Raw genomic sequence first — 19629 nt, forward strand, 5'->3', positions numbered from 1 at the left:
GTCATTTGACCAATATGTCTTTGCAAGTTTATTCGTACTTTAATGCATCGCCATCGAACGATTCATCTGCCACTTTGATTGAATCGGTCGGGCACCCTTCGAATGCATCCATCATGTCTTCGTACAACTCATCAGGGATTTCCACAGTACCTGTGTTGTCATCCATCAAGTTGAATGCGAGACCCTCATCATCGTAATCGTAAATATCTGGTGCTGCTGCGCCACAAGCTCCGCATGCGATACATGTATCTTTATCGACGATAGTAAATTTTGCCATGATAATAACCCTCCAAACGGTTCGTTTCTCTTAGAAATCAATCTACTGTCTACGAGTAATTGTAGTCTACATACCCAATTATTTCAATGAGGAAACGAGTGTCTTTTTGGTAGGATAATGATTTTTTTAAGGATGTGACGACTTGGTTCATTTAGCAGATGGAGTTTTACTGCTGGCCATTAAGCGATTAAATGGGGAACGGAGTGAACGTAGCCTGTTCCATGTCTTGAACGGAAAGCGCTCGGCAACGACGTTACAAGATGCGTTCTTTTATGAGCTAGAGCCTGTTTTTGGTCAATTTCCTCAAACGACGTACTCATATGAATCTTTGTTAAAAGGATTTGAAAAGCGGGGATGGCTGGACCGTAAACAGTTTAAACTGACAGAAGCGGGAAACCTATTGTCTTCACCTGAAACGGTAAAGGATTTATTCAATCGTTTAGGGGGAGAGCGCCGTGATTATAATGCGACGACGTGGAAACGTTTGAGCCTCTTTGTCCAGACATTCATGTCTAGGGAACATGAGAGGACGTTTTATCCCGTTCAAGCCGATCGACCTGCGGAACAGTGGGTCAAACAGTTGTTACAGATCGATCGAGATTGGAAGGTGCTTATGCAAACATTCCATCATGAGATCGAGGATGCACTTGACATCATTGGGGACCCATATGCGACAGCGGTCGTCTATCGATTCACGGGAGCCTTCGAGACCGGTCTGACCTATGAACAAATCGCCAGTCTACTTGATGTCGATGCAGAGACGGCTCGCCTCTATTTTTTAGCAGGATGGAATGAGCTGTTAACTGTGTTACCGAAAGAGGCGAAGCTTCGGGGTTTCACGTACGGACTATCGACTGAACGTATGACCTATTCAGCACGTGAATCGTATGATCTCTTCCTCAAAGGCTATTCGTTTCAACAAGTTCAATCGAGCCGCCGACTACGAACGAGCACGATTGAGGATCATGTGGTAGAGATGGCGATGTATTTAGATATCTTTCCCCTCGATCAATTTGTTCCGAGCGACGATATCGTCACCATCGAGAAACTGCGAGACCCAGAGAGCTGGGCTTTGAAACCTATATTTGAAAAGATGGGCAACGTGAGTTACTTTCAAATACGCCTTGTGTTCGCAAGGTTGAAACGAGGTGAGACATTTGTATGAATCGACATTGAAACGCGTGTTCGGATATGATTCATTTCGTCCTGGGCAGCATGAAATCATCCACTCCGTTGTAGAGGGACAAGATGTATTAGCCGTCATGCCGACAGGGGCAGGGAAGTCGTTGACGTTTCAACTCCCTTCGTACATCAAGAACGGGGGATTGACGGTCATCGTCTCGCCTCTCCTCTCCTTGATTGAAGACCAAATGCTCCATATCCGAGAGCGGGGAGAACGTGGCGTCGCACGTTTGACGTCGATGGAGTCTTCTGAAGAAAAGCAAGAAATCATCAATCACTTGAAACGTTATCGATTTTTATATCTCTCCCCCGAACAGTTGGCCGTTCCGTACGTTACACGCGCACTCTCAAACGTGAAGATTCAAATGCTCGTCATTGACGAGGCGCACTGTATCTCACAATGGGGTCATGAGTTCAGACCGGAATATGCGCGTTTAGGCGAACTACGTAAACAAATCGGGAGTCCTCAGTGCATGGCCGTCACGGCGACGGCACCGGAGAGTGTGAAGCAAGATATTATTGAAAAGTTGGCACTCTTTTCACCTGAGCAGTTCGTCCATTCCGCGAATCGACCAGAAATTCGATTGATGGTCGAACGACTTGAAAAAGAGAAGAAACTTGATCGGCTAAAAGAATTGGTCCGAGATGTTCCAAAACCTGCAGTCGTCTATACGGCGACACGTCGGGAAGCCGAGGCATTGGCGTTTGAACTAGAGGACGCGTTGTTTTATCACGGTGGTATGTCAACGGAAGACCGGCGGCTCGTACAATCTCAATTTTTACGGAATGAAGTGTCGGTCATGGTGTGTACGAGTGCATTCGGGATGGGCGTGAACAAAGACAACGTCCGCTCTGTCATCCACTATCAAATCCCTGCGACGGTGGAAGCATATATGCAGGAGATTGGTCGTGCAGGTAGAGATGGAGCAGCGGCGTTTGCTGTTCTCCTTTATGCGGATGGGGATGAACGCATTCAGCAGTTTTTAATTGACGGTCAATATCCAAAAGACGAAGAGATCCGCTTAGCATACTTTGAGTGTGAGAATGGCACGAAACTTTCGCAATTACCCCGTTTATTAAGAATGAACGAAGAAGACCCGAAATTCCTTCTTTTGAAGCAGATGCTGTCTGAACGCTCGCTTCAAGAGGCGCTCGATTGGGTAAAAGAAAGAAAACGTGATCGCTATCGTCAGCTCGGACAGATGATGGATTATGCACTTATCCGAACGTGCCGACGTGATTATTTACTCCGTTATTTTTCGGAGCCGACAATCGACCAAGAGGAATGTTGTGATGTGTGTGGGACGATTGAGTTCCCTGAGACACCGCAAATCGTTCGAAAAAATGTGACAGAATGGAAAATACGGTTGACGCAAATCTTTTCCTTTGAATAATATCATAGTAAAATGATAAAAAAGGTAAAGGAGGGCATACGTTGCGACATCGGAATCAGGCAGATTCTTTGCGCGAGCAGTTGGCGGACACGTTGCCGTCTCGATCGGAGAGGCAAGAGCATGAACGGAAGAGGAAGTTAAATGATAACTTGATGAAGCGCCCGTTGGCGATGACTCTAACTTTCGCCATGTTAGCGATTATTCTCATTTTCATATATATCGGGCGAGATGCCATTTTTTAAGAAGGGTACGGACATGGTCCGTGCCTTTTTTTATTTTGGGAAAATACTCGATTGCACAATAAAAGGGGTAAACCTTTTCAATTGAGGATATACTTATATCATAGAACGAATAAGAGAGGAGGGCGGAGATGCCGAAATACTCCATTAAGACTGTGGCGACGTTGACCGGTGTCAATCCAACGACCATTCGAGCATGGGAACGGCGATATCAATTTATCGTACCGAGCCGAACCGAATCAGGTCACCGCCTGTATTCAGATCAAGATGTCGAGAAAATTAAGTGGGTGGTAGACAAGCAAAAAGAGGGATTGACGGTCTCTCAAGCCATTCAACAACTCCACCAAGCTCCTGAACCAGAACCGAAGTTTGCGAAGCTTTACGATGAAGAGTTGAAGGATGCCCTGCTTCAGGCATTGCTTTCTTTTGATGAGCGGACCTCGCATGATCTAATTAATCGTGCGTTTAATACGTTCAGTTTTGAAAAGGTGACAAAAGATATCATCGGACCGTTACTGATGGATATTGGTTCAAAGTGGGAGCAAGGAACGATTACGATTGCCCATGAGCACTTCGCCACGGCGTTTTTACGAGCGCGTCTTTCTACGTTGTCACTTCAAATGCCGATGAATCCGTTTCTTCCACGAGTCACTTGTGTCTGTGCACCGGGTGAGATGCATGAAATTGGATTGCTGTTCGTCACACTTTATTTGCGTCAACATGGGTACGACGTCATCTTTTTAGGAGCGGGCTTCCCGAAAGAAGATTTAAGTAAGGCGCTGCACGACATTAACACATCGTGCCTTATTTTTGCATGCACCTTGACGGACAATATCCCGAACTTGTTAGAGGCGATGGAATATATTCAAGAAGAGCATCCTACATTAAAGATTGGGGCGGGTGGATACGCGGTCAGCCTCGAACGGAGTCAGTTCGATGATGCATTTCTTGGCGATGCGCCAGAAGAGTGGACGAAATGGTTATCAACTATTTGACACGGGATTAAAACGGGAGTAGCTTATTAGTAGGATTGAATATTCACTGGAGGTTTTCGATTGAGATTTGAAAAACAAACAAAAGAACATCTTCGTGTATATGTGACTGCGAATGAGCTTTCGTTACGTGGAATCGCCATCGATACGATCGTGGGGGAAAACGGTCAACAGCTGTGGAAAGAATTACTTGAGACAGCAGAGAGTGAATACGGGTTTTCTCCGCAAGGAGCGGTCGATTTGAATGTGACGATGTTTCCACGCGATGGTCTCGTCATCGATGTTCAAAAAGGTGAGGCCATAGCAGAGCTTGATGTCGAGCAAGTTGAGATTCGACTCACAATTGATGTCATTCATCATTTGATTTATCAGTTTGATGATATCGAAGATGTGATTAACGCGTCGATTCAACTGTTTCCACATATACATGAAACTGAGCAGGGTGGAGCACTTTATCACTATGAGGGACGGTACTATCTCCACTTCGTGGAAGTGCTACCCGAGAAAGTGGAAGAACGTCTCGCTGCCATTTTGTCCGAATATGGTAAAACGACTACGGTCAGTCCGTACGTCATGATGGAATATGGAAAAACGATTCAAACTGAACAGGCTGTGAAAGAGCTGTACGATGCATTCGCATAAGTACGGCTTTTTTTACTTTTCTGTTTCTATTGTTTTTGATATGTCCGTGTTATGATTAGACATGAATTTTCAGTAGTTAGTTGAAGGAGAGATTGGAATGAAGGTCGCTGTATTGTATGGTGGAGTGTCAGGAGAACGTGAGGTATCCCTCACAAGTGGACAAGGGATGATTGAGGCATTGACGGAGCGTGGCCATGAGGTCACGGCAATCGATTTTCATCCAGAACGCGCGAACGAGTTATTGACGTTAGATGTCGATGTCGTCGTCAGCGCATTACACGGGAAATATGGCGAAGATGGTCGCGTCCAATCGTTGCTTGAAATGGCGGGAATCCCTTACACGGGGTCAGGTGTCCTAGCATCTGCTCTTGCGATGGATAAGGCACGAGCGAAAATCATCTTCGCAGCATCAGGCATCCGTGTGGCGCGCGACGTGTTAATTGAATCTGTGGATTCGATTGATGCGAAAGTAGCTGAGTGGGGAAATGAGTTTCCGTGTGTCGTCAAGCCTGCACAAGAAGGTTCTTCGAACGGTTTGACAATTGCGATGGACGAGTCGATGTTACGTGCGGGAATTAATCGAGCATTTTCATGTGATTCAGCAGTATTAGTCGAGCAGTACATTAAAGGAAAAGAATTGACGGTACCGGTCATCGGAAACTTCGGGAAAGAAGAAGCACTTCCTGTTATTGAAATCATTCCAAAAAATGAGTTTTACGACTACGAGTCGAAGTATACAGAAGGTGGTTCGATTCATGTTTGTCCAGCCGAAATCTCGGATGAGTTGACGATGGAAGTGCAACAAGCGGCTGTCATGGCTCACCGTGCGCTCGGTTGCTCAGGGTACTCACGTTCAGATTTCCTCGTATCGGAATCGGGTGAAGCGTATATTTTAGAAACGAACACGCTGCCTGGAATGACGCCGTTGAGTCTCTTCCCGGACAGTGCGAAAACAGTCGGAATCTCGTATGGCGAGCTTTTAGAACGCTTTATGGAGCTAGCACTCGAACGCGAGTCGAAGTAAGACATCTGGATCATTCCACACTTCAAGAAAACGCTTTCATTATTTTTGTAAAACCCTTTCAAATTGAGCGTGTATCAGCTATACTTTTAAACGAATACGAGGTTAATTCTTGGGGGAGAATTGACAATTTAGGGGAGGAAACCTTCATGATTACGGATCAAGAAAAAGGTCATCAAAAACGAAAAAACATCTTGGAATCGACACAAGAGGTAATTCACGAAGCTTTAGATAAACTCGGCTATCCAGATGAGATGTACGAGTTATTGAAAGAACCGCTTCGCATGCTGACCGTTCGGATCCCAGTTCGCATGGATGACGGCTCGACAAAAATCTTTACGGGTTATCGCGCTCAACATAACGATGCGGTCGGACCGACAAAAGGGGGAATTCGGTTCCACCCGAGCGTAACTGAAGTAGAAGTCAAAGCATTATCTGTATGGATGAGTTTAAAGGCGGGGATTGTTGACTTGCCATACGGTGGGGGGAAAGGCGGAATCGTCTGTGACCCACGTGAAATGAGTTTCCGTGAAATCGAACGATTAAGCCGTGGTTATGTGCGTGCCATTAGCCAAATTGTAGGACCGACAAAAGATATCCCTGCTCCGGACGTGTTCACGAACTCGCAAATCATGGCATGGATGATGGATGAGTATAGCCGAATCGATGAATTCAACTCACCAGGTTTTATTACAGGTAAACCGCTTGTACTTGGCGGTTCGCACGGTCGTGAAACTGCGACTGCGAAAGGTGTAGCCATCATGATTCGAGAAGCGGCACTCCGCCGTGGCATCGAACTGAAGGGTGCCCGTGTCGTTGTTCAAGGATTCGGGAACGCGGGTAGCTTCCTTTCGAAATTCATGTACGATGCCGGAGCAAAAGTGATTGCGGTCAGTGACGCTTACGGTGCGATCCATGACGAGAATGGCTTAGATATCCCGTACTTGTTAGACCGTCGTGATTCATTCGGTACGATTTCGACGCTCTTCAAAAACACAATCTCGAATAAAGAGATGTTAGAACTTGACTGTGACATTCTCGTGCCAGCTGCTATCGAGAATCAAATCACGGAAGATAACGCCGATGCCATTAAAGCTTCCATCGTAGTGGAAGCGGCGAACGGACCGACGACGAACGAAGCGACGAAAATTTTGACGGAGCGCGGAATTCTCCTCGTGCCAGACGTATTGGCATCAAGTGGTGGGGTCACGGTTTCTTACTTCGAATGGGTACAAAACAACCAAGGTTACTACTGGACGGAAGAAGAGGTCGAGGAAAAACTTGAAAAAGTACTCGTTCATTCGTTCAACACTGTTTACAACACATCTTCAGCCCGCAAAGTCGATATGCGTCTCGCTGCCTATATGGTCGGTGTACGTAAGATGGCGGAAGCGTCACGTTTCCGCGGTTGGGTTTAAATCAAAAAGTTCGGTCAACGCGTGTTGACCGAACTTTTTTTATACTTTAATACGATTTGCGATCGTGTCTGCGATGGCTTTTCCATGGAAGCGACCGTTCTCGATAAAAATCTTATTCGCATCGTTGCCGGCAGCGACAACGCCAGCGATGAACAAATGCTCGACATTCGTTTCGAACGTTTCCTCATCAAACGTCGGAACACCGCTCTCCTGATCGATCGTGATTCCCGCATTTTCAAAAAGGTGATGGTCTGGTTGATACCCTGTCATCGCGAGGACGTGATCGGCATACACATGCTTCTTTTCCCCATGTTGGTGATAATAGACACCATCTTCGGTAATGCGATCGATTGTCGCCTCAAATTCCATTCGAACTTTTTCATGTCGGACGAGTGAGTCGAAGTTAGGGAGAACCCATGGCTTCACGGAAGGACTGTAGGAGTCACCGCGATAAAGCACTGTTACATATGCTCCAGCCTTTTCGAGTTCGATTGCCGCATCGACTGCAGAGTTCTTTCCACCGATGATGGTGACGTGTTGTCGATAGTACGGATGGGCTTCGTGGAAATAATGGTGGACATGTGGTAACTCTTCACCAGGCACATCGAGCATGCGAGGACGTCCATAATATCCTGTGGCTAAAATCACATAATCCGCCTCGCGAACGATTTCCCCACGACGCTCGTGTCTAGACGTCACGACGAACCGATCGTCGATTTTCTCGACTGATTCCACGGTCTCGAACGGATGGACGTTCAATCCGGTACGGGTGACGACTTCCCGATAGTAGACGAGTGCATCTTGTCGCCGTGGCTTTAAATCTTTACATATAAACGGGATGTCCCCGATCTCTAACAGGTTTGCAGATGAAAAGAACGTTTGATGGGTCGGATATCGATAGATTGCATCAACGATATTTCCTCGTTCAATTACCGTACAAGAAACCCCAATCTTCTCTAACTCGATGGCCGCTGATAGACCACATGGTCCAGCACCCACAATAATCGCTTGTTTATTCACTGAAAATCACCTCTTTGCTCATTGTATGGAAGGGAATGCGGAAGCGCAAGGTTATTGCTGGAAGCTAAAGCTATGCTCCATCACGGATTGAGAAGAACCGGATTCGAGTTCCACGAGTAAACGCAGGCGAGCTTTTTGCGAATTTAGCCCGTTCGAGAAAATGATCCCCATCTCTTTCAATTGTTTCCCACCACCAGCATACCCGTATACGTCTTGGACGATTCCGTTAAAGCAACGGCTAACAATCACGACGGGAATTTCCTCGACCAAACGTTCAAGTGCCGGCAATAGTGTCGGTGGGACGTTTCCTTGCCCTAACACTTCGAGGACGAGTCCGTCGTATCCAAGTTCCATCACCGATTCGAGCAAATCAGGCTCCATTCCCGCAACGACTTTTAACACAGCTACCCGTTTTGAGATGGACGGAATCATTTTAGGCTGTCTCGTTGCCGGTTGACTATAGATGAGTACGTGATCCTTTGTGACCATACCCACGTTTCCGAAATGAACTGACTTGAACGTATCGACGGATGACGTATGTGTTTTTGTGACGTTGAAGGCCGAGTGTATCTCTCCGTTAAATACGACGAGTACGCCTTTTCCGCGAGCCGATTCACTCTTTGCGACCCGAAGAGCGGTAATTAAATTGAATTCACCGTCTGAACCGACTTCATTCGAGGAACGCATCGCTCCTGTCAAGACGATTGGTACAGGCGCACCGAGCGTAATCTGCAAGAAGTAAGCCGTTTCTTCAAGCGTATCTGTTCCATGTGTGATCACGACTCCGTCATACGTGTCCTGCGTCAATTCATGTTGAATGAATTGGGCCAGTTCAAGCATTTTGTCGGGTGTCATATGTGGAGATGGAATATTTGAGAAATGCTTTGTCGTAATGTGGGCGATGTCCGTCGCCTTCGGAAGTGTAGCGTCGATTGGATTCACATCGCTCGGTTCGACGTGTCCTGTACCGGATTGGGACATGGCGATTGTACCGCCTGTGTGAATAAGTAATAAATGATTCATAAATGACCTCCTAATTATTTTTATGGATATTTCCATTTTCTAGGCGTTACACACTTTTTCTTTCAGACAATTCAGTGTATGCTAATGAGAGAAAGGAGAGATGCGTCATGATCGCAATCGCCTTGTCTGCGGTGGCACCAGGGCTTGCCCTTCTTTCCTACTTCTATCTTCGCCATGAATTGGAAGCAGAACCGCTCGGATATGTGATTCGTTCTTTCGTGGCCGGGGCCGTTCTCGTTTTCCCGATCATGTTTATCCAATATGCGTTCGTTGAAGAAGGGGTGCTGACTGGTCCGTTTTGGCAGGCATATGTCACCACTGCCTTACTCGAAGAGTTTTTTAAGTGGTTTATGATTTATTATACAATATATATACATAAAGTCTTTGATGATTACTACGACGGGATTCTCTATGCGGTCGCCTGCTCATTAGGCTTTGCGACGTTAGAGAATTTTTTATACTTATGGGTGTACGATTCATTAGAAATCGCGATTTGGCGCGCCATTTTACCGGTGAGCGGCCATGCATTGTTTGCGGTTGTCATGGGCTATTGCTTGGGGCGTGCCAAACATTCGGCACGTGAGCGGGTGTGGCTGTTTATGGCAGTCTTTTCTGCAACGGTCATCCACGGGACGTTTGATTTGATCTTGATTTTAGAACCGAATCATAAGTTGCCGGCCGTGCTCTATATCGTCATTTTATGGATGGTTGCACTTCTGCTTGTACGAGCAGCCAATCTGTCCAATCGTCGTCAATTTAAATAAAGGGGAACATGCGTATGCTGAAAGAAGGACAAGAATTACGAATCGAAGTAGAAGGACGGAATGAGGGGAAAACAAAGATTGCGGCCATAGTGGATCAAATCGTTTGGATTGAATCACCAAGTGACACGACGACGCTTAAAACCTTCTTCTTACATGAAGAAGAAGAGATGCGTGTTTACTTTTTCAAAGGGGATAACCAATTGTTCGCATTTGATACGAAAGTTGCGAAACGAATCAGTGATGCGCAGATGACGATTCGCTATGCTTTCAAGATGCCGGATGAGAAGAAAATCAAACGAATTCAACGACGTGAATATTTGCGCGTCCCTGAAATGATTGATGTGACAGTTGTTGCGGCAGATGGAGCAGACTTCGAATCGTTCGAAACGACGTCGCTTGACGTATCGGCAGGCGGTATGAAAATTATTGCGAACCGTGTGCCCGTTGAAGTAAACGAATCGCTCATCGTCGTTTTCCGAATTGAAGATGAGCAGGGTGCGCCGCAACTCTTTCGTGTGAAGAGTCGTTTAGTACGTATACATAAACAAGAAGTGAAACAAGAGCTTTCTTTGGCATTCGAAGATTTGACCCCTCGTGATCAGGAGACGATTTTACGATACTGTTTCCGCGTTCAACTTGAAGCGCGTAAGCGGACAGGGTCTGTATTTTCTTCAAGATAAAAAACTGTTATGATGTTCTCGGGATTATAGACCGAGAGGAGGAGGGTATCGGGCACACTCGATACCCGTTTTGTATGAAAAAATCGTTACAAATTGCTTTAGATGGACCGGCTGGTGCCGGGAAAAGTACAATCGCCAAGTCGTTGGCGAAACAATTGGGGTATGTCTATATAGACACAGGTGCGATTTATCGAGCAGTCACATATCGTGCTTTAAACGAGAAGATAAATCTTGAAGATGGTCCCGCACTCGCGAAGATGATCGAGAACATGTCGATTCGTCTCGTGCCATCTGAAGAAGGGCAACGTGTATTCGATGGCGAACAAGAAGTGACAGATGTCATTCGTTCTAGTGAAGTGACGAATAATGTGAGTTTTGTCGCCCGTCAATCGGAAGTACGGGATGCCTTGATGGATTTACAGCGTGATTTGGCGAAGCATGGCGGTGTCGTCATGGATGGGCGCGATATCGGCACGCATGTGTTACCGAACGCAGATTTGAAAGTGTTTATGACTGCCTCGGTCGAAGAACGGGCACGCCGTCGTCATGATGAAAATGTGTCAAAAGGAATCCCGAGTGATTACGAGCGATTGAAGGAAGAAATTGCTCTTCGTGACAAACGTGATTCAGAGCGCGAGGTCGCGCCTCTCCGTCAAGCTGAAGATGCTCATTATCTCGATACGACGACGTTGTCGATTGATGGGGTCGTCTCGGCGATTGAACGATTAATTGAAGAGGTGAAAGCATGAGTAAACCGTTGAACAATGGTCCGTTTGGAATGTATCGGATGGCTAGGGCCGTCGTGAACATCATTCAACTCGCATCGTTTCGCGTCGAATTCATCGGACGCGAACATGTCCCAAAGGATGGATCGATTCTCGTCTGTTCGAACCACCAATCAAACTGGGACCCGGTCCTCCTCGCATGTGCGATTCCGAAAGAACGTCCATTACGATTCTTTGCGAAAAAAGAGCTTTTCAGCGTTCCTGTATTGAAGCATATTTTGAACCGTGCGGGACAAATTCCTGTATCGCGTGGGGAAGGTGACCGTCAGGCGCTTCGAGTTGTTCTTCAAAAGCTAAAAGAAGACGAGGTCATCTCGATTTTCCCTGAGGGTACACGTTCAAAAGATGGGACGTTAGGAAAGGCGCAAGCCGGGGTTGGTTTCTTTGCGATGCGTTCAGACGCGCACATTTTACCGATTGCCATCATCGGTAGATATAAGTTTCGTGCGAAATTGCGTGTCGTCATTGGAAAGCCGATTGATTTGGCTCCTTTGAAGGAACGTAAGGCAAACGCACAAGAGGCGGCTGACTTAATCATGGATACAATTGCCGACCTCTATTTGAAACATTCATTCACGAAGTAATTATAGGGTTTGAGGAATTGAGGTTTAAACTTCTTTCAATAGAGGTACAATCTTCATAACGCCTTGACAAATTCTCGGAATTATAAGAGATTTATACTAGGTGTAAGCGCCTCAGGGCGCTCCTTTTTGTACTCATCGTGAGGGGGTAGTGTTGGAATGGTCGAAGAAATGAAAGATATGCCTGATTTTGAAATTAATCGTGGTCAAATTGTGACCGGAACAGTTGTCAAAATCGAGGACAAGCAAGCGCTGATCGATATCGGTTATAAAACCGAAGCGATTTTGCCAATTAGCGAAGTATCAAGCATGCATCTAGACGATTTAAACGAATCACTCCAAGTGAACGACGAGATTCGTGTCAAAGTTAAAAAAGTCACGGACGAAGAAGTGGTCGTTTCGAAAAAAGACGTCGATGCTGAAGCAGCATGGGATCGAATTGTCGAGAAATTCGAATCGGGCGAAGTGTTTGAAGTGATGGTGAAAGATAAGGTCAAAGGTGGTCTTGTCGTCGATATCGGAATCCGTGGATTTATCCCGGCATCTCTTGTCGAAAGTCACTTTGTCGAAGACTTCTCGTCTTATTTAAACAAACCAATTACCGTAAAAGTCGTCGAGATTGATCGCGAAAAAAATCGCGTCATCTTGTCACATAAAGCAGTTGTCGAAGCAGAAATGAGTGCCAAGAAATCAGAGACGCTTGAATCGCTCGAAGTCGGTCAAGTGATCGAAGGAACGGTTCAACGTTTGACGGACTTCGGTGCGTTCGTTGATATCGGCGGTGTGGACGGTCTCGTCCATATCTCAGAAATGGCGCACAGCCGTGTTGAGAAGCCGAGCGATGTCGTAACAGAAGGCGACCGCGTCAAAGTGAAAGTCCTTGGTCTCGACTTGGATAATGAAAAAGTGAAACTCTCGATTAAAGAGACACAACCAGGTCCGTGGGAAACGATTGAAGGGAAAATTCAACCGGGTGATGTGATCGAAGGAACTGTCAAACGTCTCGTGACGTTCGGTGCTTTCGTCGAGGTCGCACCACAAGTGGAAGGTCTCCTTCATATCTCGCAAATCGCGAACCGTCACATCGCAACGCCATCTGAAGTGTTATCAGAAGGCCAAGAAGTGAAAGTTAAAGTATTAGACGTTCATCTCGATGATAAGAAAATCTCATTGTCGATGCGTGCACTCGAATCATCTGAACCGACTCGTCAAGATGATGATCAAGCGTTACTCGACGAATACAGCGACCAAGGAGGATTCTCTGTCTCTGAATTGACAGGTGATGAATCTTCGGACGACTCTAAATAAGATGATCGTTCAAGCGGGAGTCATGCTCCCGCTTCTTTTTGTATGGTCACTTAATTTTGCCTGTGATATGATAGGTAAGTTGCGTTTCGAAATGTTGAAATGATGAAATTTTGATAGAAAGATTAGTGAGGTGTTGTTATGGGAATTCCAGCAGTGGCCATCGTTGGCCGCCCGAATATCGGGAAATCCACAATTTTTAACCGCATCATCGGAGATCGTGTCTCAATCGTCGATGATAAACCAGGTGTCACACGTGACCGTATTTATGGTACAGGAGAGTGGCTCAACCGTAAGTTCCATTTGATTGATACAGGTGGGATCGAAGTAGGAGACGAGCCGTTGCTCGTACAAATGCGTCATCAGGCTGAACTTGCCATCGATGAGGCGGATGTTATTATCTTCATGGTGAACGGTCGCGAAGGCATCACAGCAGCCGATGAAGAAGTAGCGAACTTGTTGTTCCGTTCGAACAAACCGATTGTCCTTGCCGTCAACAAAGTGGATAACTTTGAAATGAGAGATCTCATGTATGAGTTCTATTCACTAGGATTCGGCGATCCGTTCCCGATTTCGGGTACACATGGCTTAGGACTTGGTGACTTGTTGGACCAAGTGTTCGAACTTGCTCCTGAAAAGGATGAATTTGAATATAACGAAGACGTCATTCAGTTCTCGTTGATTGGTCGTCCGAACGTCGGGAAGTCTAGTTTGACGAACTCGATCCTTGGTGAAGATCGTGTCATCGTGTCAAACATCGCTGGAACGACTCGCGATGCGATCGATACACCGTTCACACGTGACGGACAAGAGTATGTCATCATCGATACGGCTGGTATGCGCAAACGCGGAAAAGTATACGAATCGACAGAACGTTACAGCGTCATGCGCGCGCAAAAGGCGATTGAACGCTCAAACGTCGTCCTCGTCGTCCTCGATGGTGAAGAAGGAATCATCGAACAAGACAAACGTGTTGCAGGTCTCGCCCATGAAGCCGGGAAGGCGATTGTCATCGTCGTCAACAAGTGGGATGCAGTCGAAAAAGATGATAAGACGATGAAGAAGATGGAAGAGGAAATTCGCAAAGAATTCTTGTTCCTTGATTATGCACCGATTGTCTTCTTGTCGGCACTTACGTCGAAACGGTTGCAAACATTGTTGCCTGTCATCAAGCAAGTGGCAGAAACACATCGTCGTCGGATTTCGACGAGCGTATTGAACGATGTCATCGTCGATGCGGTCGCGATGAACCCGACACCGACAGATAAAGGACAACGTTTGAAGATCAACTACGCGACTCAAGTTGCCATCGAGCCGCCGACGTTCGTCTTGTTCGTCAACGATCCTGAATTGTTGCATTTCTCGTATAAACGTTATTTAGATAATCAAATTCGTAAAGCATTTGACTTCACCGGGACGCCGATTCATATCGTGGCTCGTCAGAAAAACTAATAACGGGGGTGCCACTTATGGCAAATGTAGCTGTCATTGGAGCGGGAAGTTGGGGAACGGCCATCTCGCTCGTATTAGCGGATAATGGTCATGACGTCCTGCTCTATGGACGTGAACAAGAGCATGTGGACGAAATCAATTCGTCTCATACAAACTCGTTTTATTTGAAAGACGCACCGTTACCGGAATCGATTCGGGCCACGACAGATTTGAAGGAAGCGCTCGACGGACGCAACATCGTCTTCCTTGTCGTCCCAAGCTCGGCGATTCGTCCTGTCTCGAAACAGTTGAACACCATGTTGAAGGAACCGGTCACCATCGTTCATGCCGCAAAAGGGATTGAACCGAAAACGCACAAACGCCTTTCGGAGATCATTGCGGAAGAAATCGATCCGTCGAAACGTCGGGCTATCGGTGTCTTGACTGGACCGACTCACGCTGAAGAAGTTGCAGTGCGGAAACCGACGACAATCACGATTGCTTGTGAGGACCTCGATGTCGCTGACGAAGTGCAGGAGCTGCTTACAAACGATCAATTCCGTGTCTATTTGAACTCGGATGTCGTTGGTGCCGAGTATGGTGGGGCGCTTAAAAATATTATCGCCCTTGCTGCAGGTATGACTGATGGACTTGGTTATGGGGACAATGCAAAAGCTGCCCTTATGACACGTGGGATTGTGGAAATTGCTCGACTTGGAGTGAAGCTCGGAGCCAATCCGGCCTCTTTCTCTGGATTGACAGGAATCGGGGATTTGATTGTGACGGCGACGTCGCAACATAGCCGAAACTGGCGGGCCGGCAATGCGATCGGACGCGGCGAAAAACTTGAAGACGTTCTTGGAAACATGGGAATGGTCGTCGAAGGTGTCCGTGCCTGTGAAGCGGCACACTCGCTCGCGAAAGAAGCTGGGGTCGAAATGCCGATCACGGAAGCGCTCTATAACGTGCTATTTGAAGGGAAGAGCCCTCATGATGAAGTGAAAAAACTTATGAGACGCCCACAGAAGCACGAGATGGAACAAGTATTTCATTTTGAAGAATAATACTTCGGAGAGGAACTGACGTTTTCGTTCAGTTCCTCGCTTTTTTTTGCTACACTTGAAGTCTGGAGAACATAGAGAAAGTAGGGGGATAGACGTGACACCGTCACTCATCAAAATGTGGATTTCATTTGCGGGGATTGGTGCTTTTGCCATCGCTGCACTGATGGTCGCCATCAGTCACACGAAACTGACCGGATGGTTTGCGACACTTGTGCGCCTGATTGCGTTCATCATTTTCTTATTTGGGACAGTTATTATGATTTTTGTCGTCGTCTCAGGACCGACGGGAGGATAGACCATGAAAAAGAGCATTATCGCTGTTAGTGTACTGTTAACGACTTTGTTGGCAGGATGCATGTTTCCGGACTCGGAACGAGCTAACAATATTCCGTACGAAGACCAATTGAATACCGTACAAAGTGCGGTCGATGCATATCGTGAACAATCTGGCGTCTTGCCCATTAAAACAAAACCAGCGGAAACGCCGCTCATGGAGCGTTATCCAATCGAGTTTGCCCGTCTCGTACCAGGATATTTAGCAGACCCTCCAGGGAATAGCTTTGAGGGCGGTGGGTTGTTCCAGTATATTCTCGTCGATGTCGAAACGGAACCGACCGTCAAATTGATTGATTTGCGTGTATCGGAGCGTCTTCAACAGCTTCAGACAAACATTAATGCGTTCCGGGCAAAAGAAGGGAAGTTTCCGTTCGATGGCTCGCTCGGGAAAAACCAGTTCACGCTCGATTACGACAAAATATTTGTCACAGAAGAACCGGTCATTCCAAGTCCGTACTCGGATCGTGAACTCCCGATCTACGTGGACGGTACCGGACAACTATTTGTGGACTATCGAGAAGACGTGAAAGAAGCGCTTCGAAATACGGATGAGTCGCCAGAAATCGGCGAAGACATTCGTTATTTGCTGTATGAAGACGCTCCATTCGCCCCTGCTTATTCACAAGGCTATACAATAGATGAACAAGGAGAAGTTGTTTTTTTAAACAACTGAGCTTGTTTTGATGGTGAATGTCGTGAATTCACGCAAAAAATGTTGTCATATCAACGTTTGTACGATATGATTAATCCCGTAAACTCCTAGTGAGAGGAGGTGAATCGTGATGAACAAAACTGAATTGATCCAAGCAGTAGCGGAGAAAGCAAATGTTTCGAAAAAAGAAGCTACAGTAGTTGTAGAAGCTACTTTCGAATCTATCACTGAAGCACTCCAAAACGGTGAAAAAATTCAATTGATCGGTTTTGGTACTTTTGAAGTTCGTGAACGTGCTGCCCGTAAAGGTCGTAACCCACGTACAAAAGAAGATATCGAAATCCCAGCGAGCAAAGTTCCTGCATTTAAAGCAGGTAAAGCGCTCAAAGATGCGGTCAAGTAATCTGCAATACATAAGTCGCCGAAAGGCGGCTTTTTTGTTTCGTTTGCGAGTTCGAATGACGTGAATGTGACAAAAATGTGCTATACTATGTCAGAATGACAATGAAGTGGACGAGGGGGGATAGCATGGAACAGTTGACAAATGAATTCGTTGTCACAGACCTTGCTCGTCAAATCCAACAACGTATGAATCATCCCTATTTGACGAAACACGAGGTTGTACCAGCGGTCGACATGCTGTTGCTTCGTTGGATGGTCGAGATGATTGATTTGGAATCGATTGAGCATCGACAACTCGTGATGGCAACTTATTTCGCTCATCAGGCGCTCGAATTACATGATCAAGTGAACAGTAGTCCGAAAGGGTCGCTAGAGCGCCAATTAAAAGTGCTCGCGGGCGATTTTGCCTCGGCTCAGTTTTATAAAATCTTGACGGCTTTCCCAGCGTCGTATAGCGATCGATTCGGACAGTCTGTACAACGTGTCAATGCTGCAAAATGTACATTACTGCTCGATAAAAACGTCTCGATGAACATTTGGATCGAAGCGAACGTCGGATTGATTCAAACACTTTCCGAACTGATTGAACAACCTTATTTGACAACAAGTGGGAAACGAATGATTGATAAGAAAGCGACAGCGCTCAGACAGGACCAAAAGGAGCAGCTTCACACGTTGCTCGCGCACGCGGTCGCTTAGAACGGAAAGGATGTTACGCGTTGCAACCGATAGAAAAAGAGCAAAAAGTATACGAAGTATTTCAGTCCATTTCTCCGAGCTACGATACGATGAACTCGATTATCAGCTTCCGACTTCACAAATGGTGGCGTCGGACAACGATGAAGAAAATGAACGTCTTTCCGGGGGCTAAATGTTTAGATGTTTGTTGTGGCACAGCCGACTGGACGATTCAATTGGCTGAAGCTGCAGGGAATACGGGGGTCGTCAAAGGTCTCGACTTTTCAGAGAATATGCTGAAAGTTGGAGAAGAAAAAGTAAAATCAATGCCGACGATTGAATTACTACACGGGAATGCGATGGCACTACCGTTTGGGGATCATTCGTTTGATTACGTTACAATCGGATTCGGACTTCGGAACGTTCCCGACTACATGACGGTTTTGCGTGAAATGCATCGTGTTTTAAAACCGGGTGGGACGGTCGTCTGTCTTGAAACGAGTCAACCGACGGCACCCGTCTTTAAAGAATTGTATCGATTCTACTTTGGGACCGTCATGCCTTTGTTCGGCAAAGTGTTTGCCGGATCATACGACCAATACAAATGGTTACAAGAATCGACCGATCAGTTTCCTGACCGTCTGACGCTTAAACGCATGTTTGAAGATGCCGGGTTCGAACAAGTCGAAGTGAAGACATTCTCCGGAGGTGCATGTGCCATGCATCTAGGAAAGAAGTGGTGAAACATGTCTTTGAAGCGACTTTACCGTCACATGAACCGAGAGATTGATCAAATCGATCAATTTTTATCAACTCGAGTCAGGACGGACCACCCTGTTATTGAATCGGCATCTCGCCAACTACTCGATGCTGGTGGTAAACGCATCCGACCAGCTTTCGTTTTATTGAGCGCGGGATTCGGTGAGACGAAAGATATCCGTTTGACGAAAGTTGCCTCAAGTCTTGAGTTGATTCATATGGCATCGCTCGTTCATGACGATGTCATCGATGATGCGATGCTGCGTCGGGGGAAACCGACCGTCATGGAGCGTTATGATGAGACCGTTGCGATGTATACCGGAAATACGTTATTCGGAGAGGCGATTCGTCTCGTATCCGAAATCGATTCCCCGGAAGTGATGCGAATCATGGCGGACACGATGGAACGAATTTGTGTCGGCGAAATCAATCAAATCCAAGATCAATATGACTGGGGTCAATCACCTAAGCGATATTTAGATCGAATTGCACGAAAGACAGCCCTTTTGATTGAGACGAGTTGTGCGGCAGGTGCTGTTATTTCAGGGGCGTCACCTCAAGTCGTCAAACAGCTAAGCCTATTCGGATACGACATTGGGATGGCATTCCAAATGACCGATGACTTACTCGATTTCACGGCAAAGAGTTTCCAACTCGGGAAACCGGTCGGAGAAGATTTAAGGCATGGGCATAAGACATTGCCGCTGCTCTATTCATCGGAGGACCCGACCTTTTACGAGCGTCTTCGTCAAGTGAGTGCATCGACAGACATGGAGATGACAAAATCACTCGTTCGTGAAGTGCAACGAAATGGAACGTTAGAACGAAGCCAACGCACGATTGACCGATACGTTGAACGCGCCATCCGACGACTCGATGGGTTGCCAGATGTGCCTGACAAACGATCTTTGATTGAAATTGCTCAATATATCGGGAAGCGTAAATGGTAAATGCCCATGTAACCCCTTTCAAAAATGTGCAGGA

At 46.5% G+C, this 19629-nt stretch carries 23 protein-coding genes; 20 read left to right on the forward strand and 3 right to left on the reverse strand.

Going from position 1 to position 19629, the window contains the following annotated elements; translation table 11 throughout:
• Positions 1 to 28: 28 nt before the first annotated feature.
• Positions 29 to 277, reverse strand: a complete 249-nt coding sequence (locus tag LCM29_RS02800; protein WP_074034651.1) for a ferredoxin — start codon at positions 275 to 277, stop codon at positions 29 to 31.
• 142 nt (positions 278 to 419) lie between these two features.
• Here LCM29_RS02800 and LCM29_RS02805 point away from each other — a divergent pair, with 142 nt between their 5' ends.
• The 7 genes from LCM29_RS02805 (at position 420) to LCM29_RS02835 (ending at position 7165) form a co-directional block, all read left to right on the forward strand.
• Positions 420 to 1442 (forward strand): helix-turn-helix domain-containing protein, encoded by a 1023-nt coding sequence (locus tag LCM29_RS02805; RefSeq protein ID WP_214875520.1) that lies wholly within the window; start codon positions 420 to 422, stop codon positions 1440 to 1442.
• Positions 1426 to 2853, forward strand: a complete 1428-nt coding sequence (locus LCM29_RS02810) for a RecQ family ATP-dependent DNA helicase (protein ID WP_224860712.1) — start codon at positions 1426 to 1428, stop codon at positions 2851 to 2853. Before LCM29_RS02805 ends, LCM29_RS02810 begins: the two co-directional genes overlap by 17 nt.
• Positions 2854 to 2894: 41 nt before the next feature.
• Positions 2895 to 3095: a hypothetical protein gene (locus LCM29_RS02815; protein WP_074034648.1), complete on the forward strand. Its 201-nt coding sequence runs from the start codon at positions 2895 to 2897 to the stop codon at positions 3093 to 3095.
• A 128-nt stretch (positions 3096 to 3223) separates the two neighbouring features.
• A complete protein-coding gene (locus tag LCM29_RS02820; protein WP_224860714.1) occupies positions 3224 to 4087 on the forward strand; it encodes a MerR family transcriptional regulator in 864 nt (287 codons plus the stop codon).
• A 60-nt stretch (positions 4088 to 4147) separates the two neighbouring features.
• A complete protein-coding gene (locus tag LCM29_RS02825) occupies positions 4148 to 4726 on the forward strand; it encodes an adaptor protein MecA (RefSeq protein ID WP_074034646.1) in 579 nt (192 codons plus the stop codon).
• A gap of 97 nt (positions 4727 to 4823) precedes the next feature.
• The gene (locus tag LCM29_RS02830) at positions 4824 to 5750 is read left to right on the forward strand and encodes a D-alanine--D-alanine ligase (protein WP_224860716.1); all 927 of its coding nucleotides are present in this window, start codon (positions 4824 to 4826) and stop codon (positions 5748 to 5750) included.
• Positions 5751 to 5896: 146 nt separating this feature from the next.
• The gene (locus tag LCM29_RS02835) at positions 5897 to 7165 is read left to right on the forward strand and encodes a Glu/Leu/Phe/Val family dehydrogenase (protein WP_015881453.1); all 1269 of its coding nucleotides are present in this window, start codon (positions 5897 to 5899) and stop codon (positions 7163 to 7165) included.
• A 39-nt stretch (positions 7166 to 7204) separates the two neighbouring features.
• Here the strand turns inward: LCM29_RS02835 and LCM29_RS02840 are convergent, their stop codons facing one another.
• Both LCM29_RS02840 and LCM29_RS02845 read right to left on the reverse strand, forming a co-directional pair.
• Positions 7205 to 8185, reverse strand: coding sequence for a YpdA family putative bacillithiol disulfide reductase (locus LCM29_RS02840; protein ID WP_224860718.1), 981 nt, complete (start codon positions 8183 to 8185; stop codon positions 7205 to 7207).
• 51 nt (positions 8186 to 8236) lie between these two features.
• Positions 8237 to 9208: an asparaginase gene (locus LCM29_RS02845; RefSeq protein ID WP_214745390.1), complete on the reverse strand. Its 972-nt coding sequence runs from the start codon at positions 9206 to 9208 to the stop codon at positions 8237 to 8239.
• A 107-nt stretch (positions 9209 to 9315) separates the two neighbouring features.
• Between LCM29_RS02845 and prsW the strand changes: the two genes are divergently transcribed.
• The 13 genes from prsW (at position 9316) to LCM29_RS02910 (ending at position 19595) form a co-directional block, all read left to right on the forward strand.
• Positions 9316 to 9972 carry a glutamic-type intramembrane protease PrsW gene (prsW, locus tag LCM29_RS02850; protein WP_074034642.1) on the forward strand — a complete coding sequence of 219 codons (657 nt, stop codon included), beginning with the start codon at positions 9316 to 9318 and terminating at the stop codon, positions 9970 to 9972.
• 14 nt (positions 9973 to 9986) lie between these two features.
• The gene (locus tag LCM29_RS02855; RefSeq protein ID WP_224860720.1) at positions 9987 to 10652 is read left to right on the forward strand and encodes a flagellar brake protein; all 666 of its coding nucleotides are present in this window, start codon (positions 9987 to 9989) and stop codon (positions 10650 to 10652) included.
• A 74-nt stretch (positions 10653 to 10726) separates the two neighbouring features.
• Positions 10727 to 11401: a (d)CMP kinase gene (cmk, locus tag LCM29_RS02860; RefSeq protein WP_224860722.1), complete on the forward strand. Its 675-nt coding sequence runs from the start codon at positions 10727 to 10729 to the stop codon at positions 11399 to 11401.
• Positions 11398 to 12021: a lysophospholipid acyltransferase family protein gene (locus LCM29_RS02865; protein ID WP_224860724.1), complete on the forward strand. Its 624-nt coding sequence runs from the start codon at positions 11398 to 11400 to the stop codon at positions 12019 to 12021. Before cmk ends, LCM29_RS02865 begins: the two co-directional genes overlap by 4 nt.
• Before the next feature lie 156 nt (positions 12022 to 12177).
• Entirely contained in the window at positions 12178 to 13326 is a 1149-nt protein-coding gene (gene rpsA / locus LCM29_RS02870) for a 30S ribosomal protein S1 (RefSeq protein ID WP_214691862.1), read from the forward strand.
• Positions 13327 to 13464: 138 nt separating this feature from the next.
• On the forward strand, positions 13465 to 14775 hold the full coding sequence (der, locus tag LCM29_RS02875; RefSeq protein ID WP_214691863.1) for a ribosome biogenesis GTPase Der: 1311 nt from the start codon (positions 13465 to 13467) through the stop codon (positions 14773 to 14775).
• Between the two features lie 17 nt (positions 14776 to 14792).
• Entirely contained in the window at positions 14793 to 15818 is a 1026-nt protein-coding gene (locus LCM29_RS02880; protein WP_074034637.1) for an NAD(P)H-dependent glycerol-3-phosphate dehydrogenase, read from the forward strand.
• Between the two features lie 94 nt (positions 15819 to 15912).
• Positions 15913 to 16113: a DUF2768 family protein gene (locus tag LCM29_RS02885; protein WP_074034636.1), complete on the forward strand. Its 201-nt coding sequence runs from the start codon at positions 15913 to 15915 to the stop codon at positions 16111 to 16113.
• A 3-nt stretch (positions 16114 to 16116) separates the two neighbouring features.
• The gene (locus LCM29_RS02890; RefSeq protein WP_214783674.1) at positions 16117 to 16827 is read left to right on the forward strand and encodes a hypothetical protein; all 711 of its coding nucleotides are present in this window, start codon (positions 16117 to 16119) and stop codon (positions 16825 to 16827) included.
• Between the two features lie 109 nt (positions 16828 to 16936).
• Positions 16937 to 17209, forward strand: a complete 273-nt coding sequence (locus tag LCM29_RS02895; RefSeq protein ID WP_074034634.1) for an HU family DNA-binding protein — start codon at positions 16937 to 16939, stop codon at positions 17207 to 17209.
• Positions 17210 to 17334: 125 nt separating this feature from the next.
• The gene (locus LCM29_RS02900) at positions 17335 to 17907 is read left to right on the forward strand and encodes a heptaprenyl diphosphate synthase component 1 (RefSeq protein WP_214745382.1); all 573 of its coding nucleotides are present in this window, start codon (positions 17335 to 17337) and stop codon (positions 17905 to 17907) included.
• A gap of 20 nt (positions 17908 to 17927) precedes the next feature.
• Positions 17928 to 18629, forward strand: coding sequence for a demethylmenaquinone methyltransferase (locus LCM29_RS02905; protein WP_214691866.1), 702 nt, complete (start codon positions 17928 to 17930; stop codon positions 18627 to 18629).
• A gap of 3 nt (positions 18630 to 18632) precedes the next feature.
• Complete coding sequence (locus LCM29_RS02910) at positions 18633 to 19595, forward strand: polyprenyl synthetase family protein (protein WP_224860726.1); 963 nt, start codon at positions 18633 to 18635, stop codon at positions 19593 to 19595.
• Positions 19596 to 19629 lie beyond the last annotated feature (34 nt).

The sequence above is a fragment of the Exiguobacterium aestuarii genome (genome assembly GCF_020171655.1).
Classification (GTDB): Bacteria; Bacillota; Bacilli; order Exiguobacteriales; family Exiguobacteriaceae; genus Exiguobacterium; species Exiguobacterium aestuarii_A.

Coding starts and splice junctions, on each gene's coding strand:
- LCM29_RS02910 (WP_224860726.1), top strand. CDS start 18,633: ATGTCTTTGAAGCGACTTTACCGTCACATGAACCGAGAGATTGATCAA.
- LCM29_RS02890 (WP_214783674.1), top strand. CDS start 16,117: ATGAAAAAGAGCATTATCGCTGTTAGTGTACTGTTAACGACTTTGTTG.
- LCM29_RS02880 (WP_074034637.1), top strand. CDS start 14,793: ATGGCAAATGTAGCTGTCATTGGAGCGGGAAGTTGGGGAACGGCCATC.
- LCM29_RS02865 (WP_224860724.1), top strand. CDS start 11,398: ATGAGTAAACCGTTGAACAATGGTCCGTTTGGAATGTATCGGATGGCT.
- prsW (WP_074034642.1), top strand. CDS start 9,316: ATGATCGCAATCGCCTTGTCTGCGGTGGCACCAGGGCTTGCCCTTCTT.
- LCM29_RS02830 (WP_224860716.1), top strand. CDS start 4,824: ATGAAGGTCGCTGTATTGTATGGTGGAGTGTCAGGAGAACGTGAGGTA.
- cmk (WP_224860722.1), top strand. CDS start 10,727: ATGAAAAAATCGTTACAAATTGCTTTAGATGGACCGGCTGGTGCCGGG.
- der (WP_214691863.1), top strand. CDS start 13,465: ATGGGAATTCCAGCAGTGGCCATCGTTGGCCGCCCGAATATCGGGAAA.
- LCM29_RS02800 (WP_074034651.1), bottom strand. CDS start 277: ATGGCAAAATTTACTATCGTCGATAAAGATACATGTATCGCATGCGGA.
- LCM29_RS02845 (WP_214745390.1), bottom strand. CDS start 9,208: ATGAATCATTTATTACTTATTCACACAGGCGGTACAATCGCCATGTCC.
- rpsA (WP_214691862.1), top strand. CDS start 12,178: ATGGTCGAAGAAATGAAAGATATGCCTGATTTTGAAATTAATCGTGGT.
- LCM29_RS02895 (WP_074034634.1), top strand. CDS start 16,937: ATGAACAAAACTGAATTGATCCAAGCAGTAGCGGAGAAAGCAAATGTT.
- LCM29_RS02855 (WP_224860720.1), top strand. CDS start 9,987: ATGCTGAAAGAAGGACAAGAATTACGAATCGAAGTAGAAGGACGGAAT.
- LCM29_RS02820 (WP_224860714.1), top strand. CDS start 3,224: ATGCCGAAATACTCCATTAAGACTGTGGCGACGTTGACCGGTGTCAAT.
- LCM29_RS02835 (WP_015881453.1), top strand. CDS start 5,897: ATGATTACGGATCAAGAAAAAGGTCATCAAAAACGAAAAAACATCTTG.
- LCM29_RS02900 (WP_214745382.1), top strand. CDS start 17,335: ATGGAACAGTTGACAAATGAATTCGTTGTCACAGACCTTGCTCGTCAA.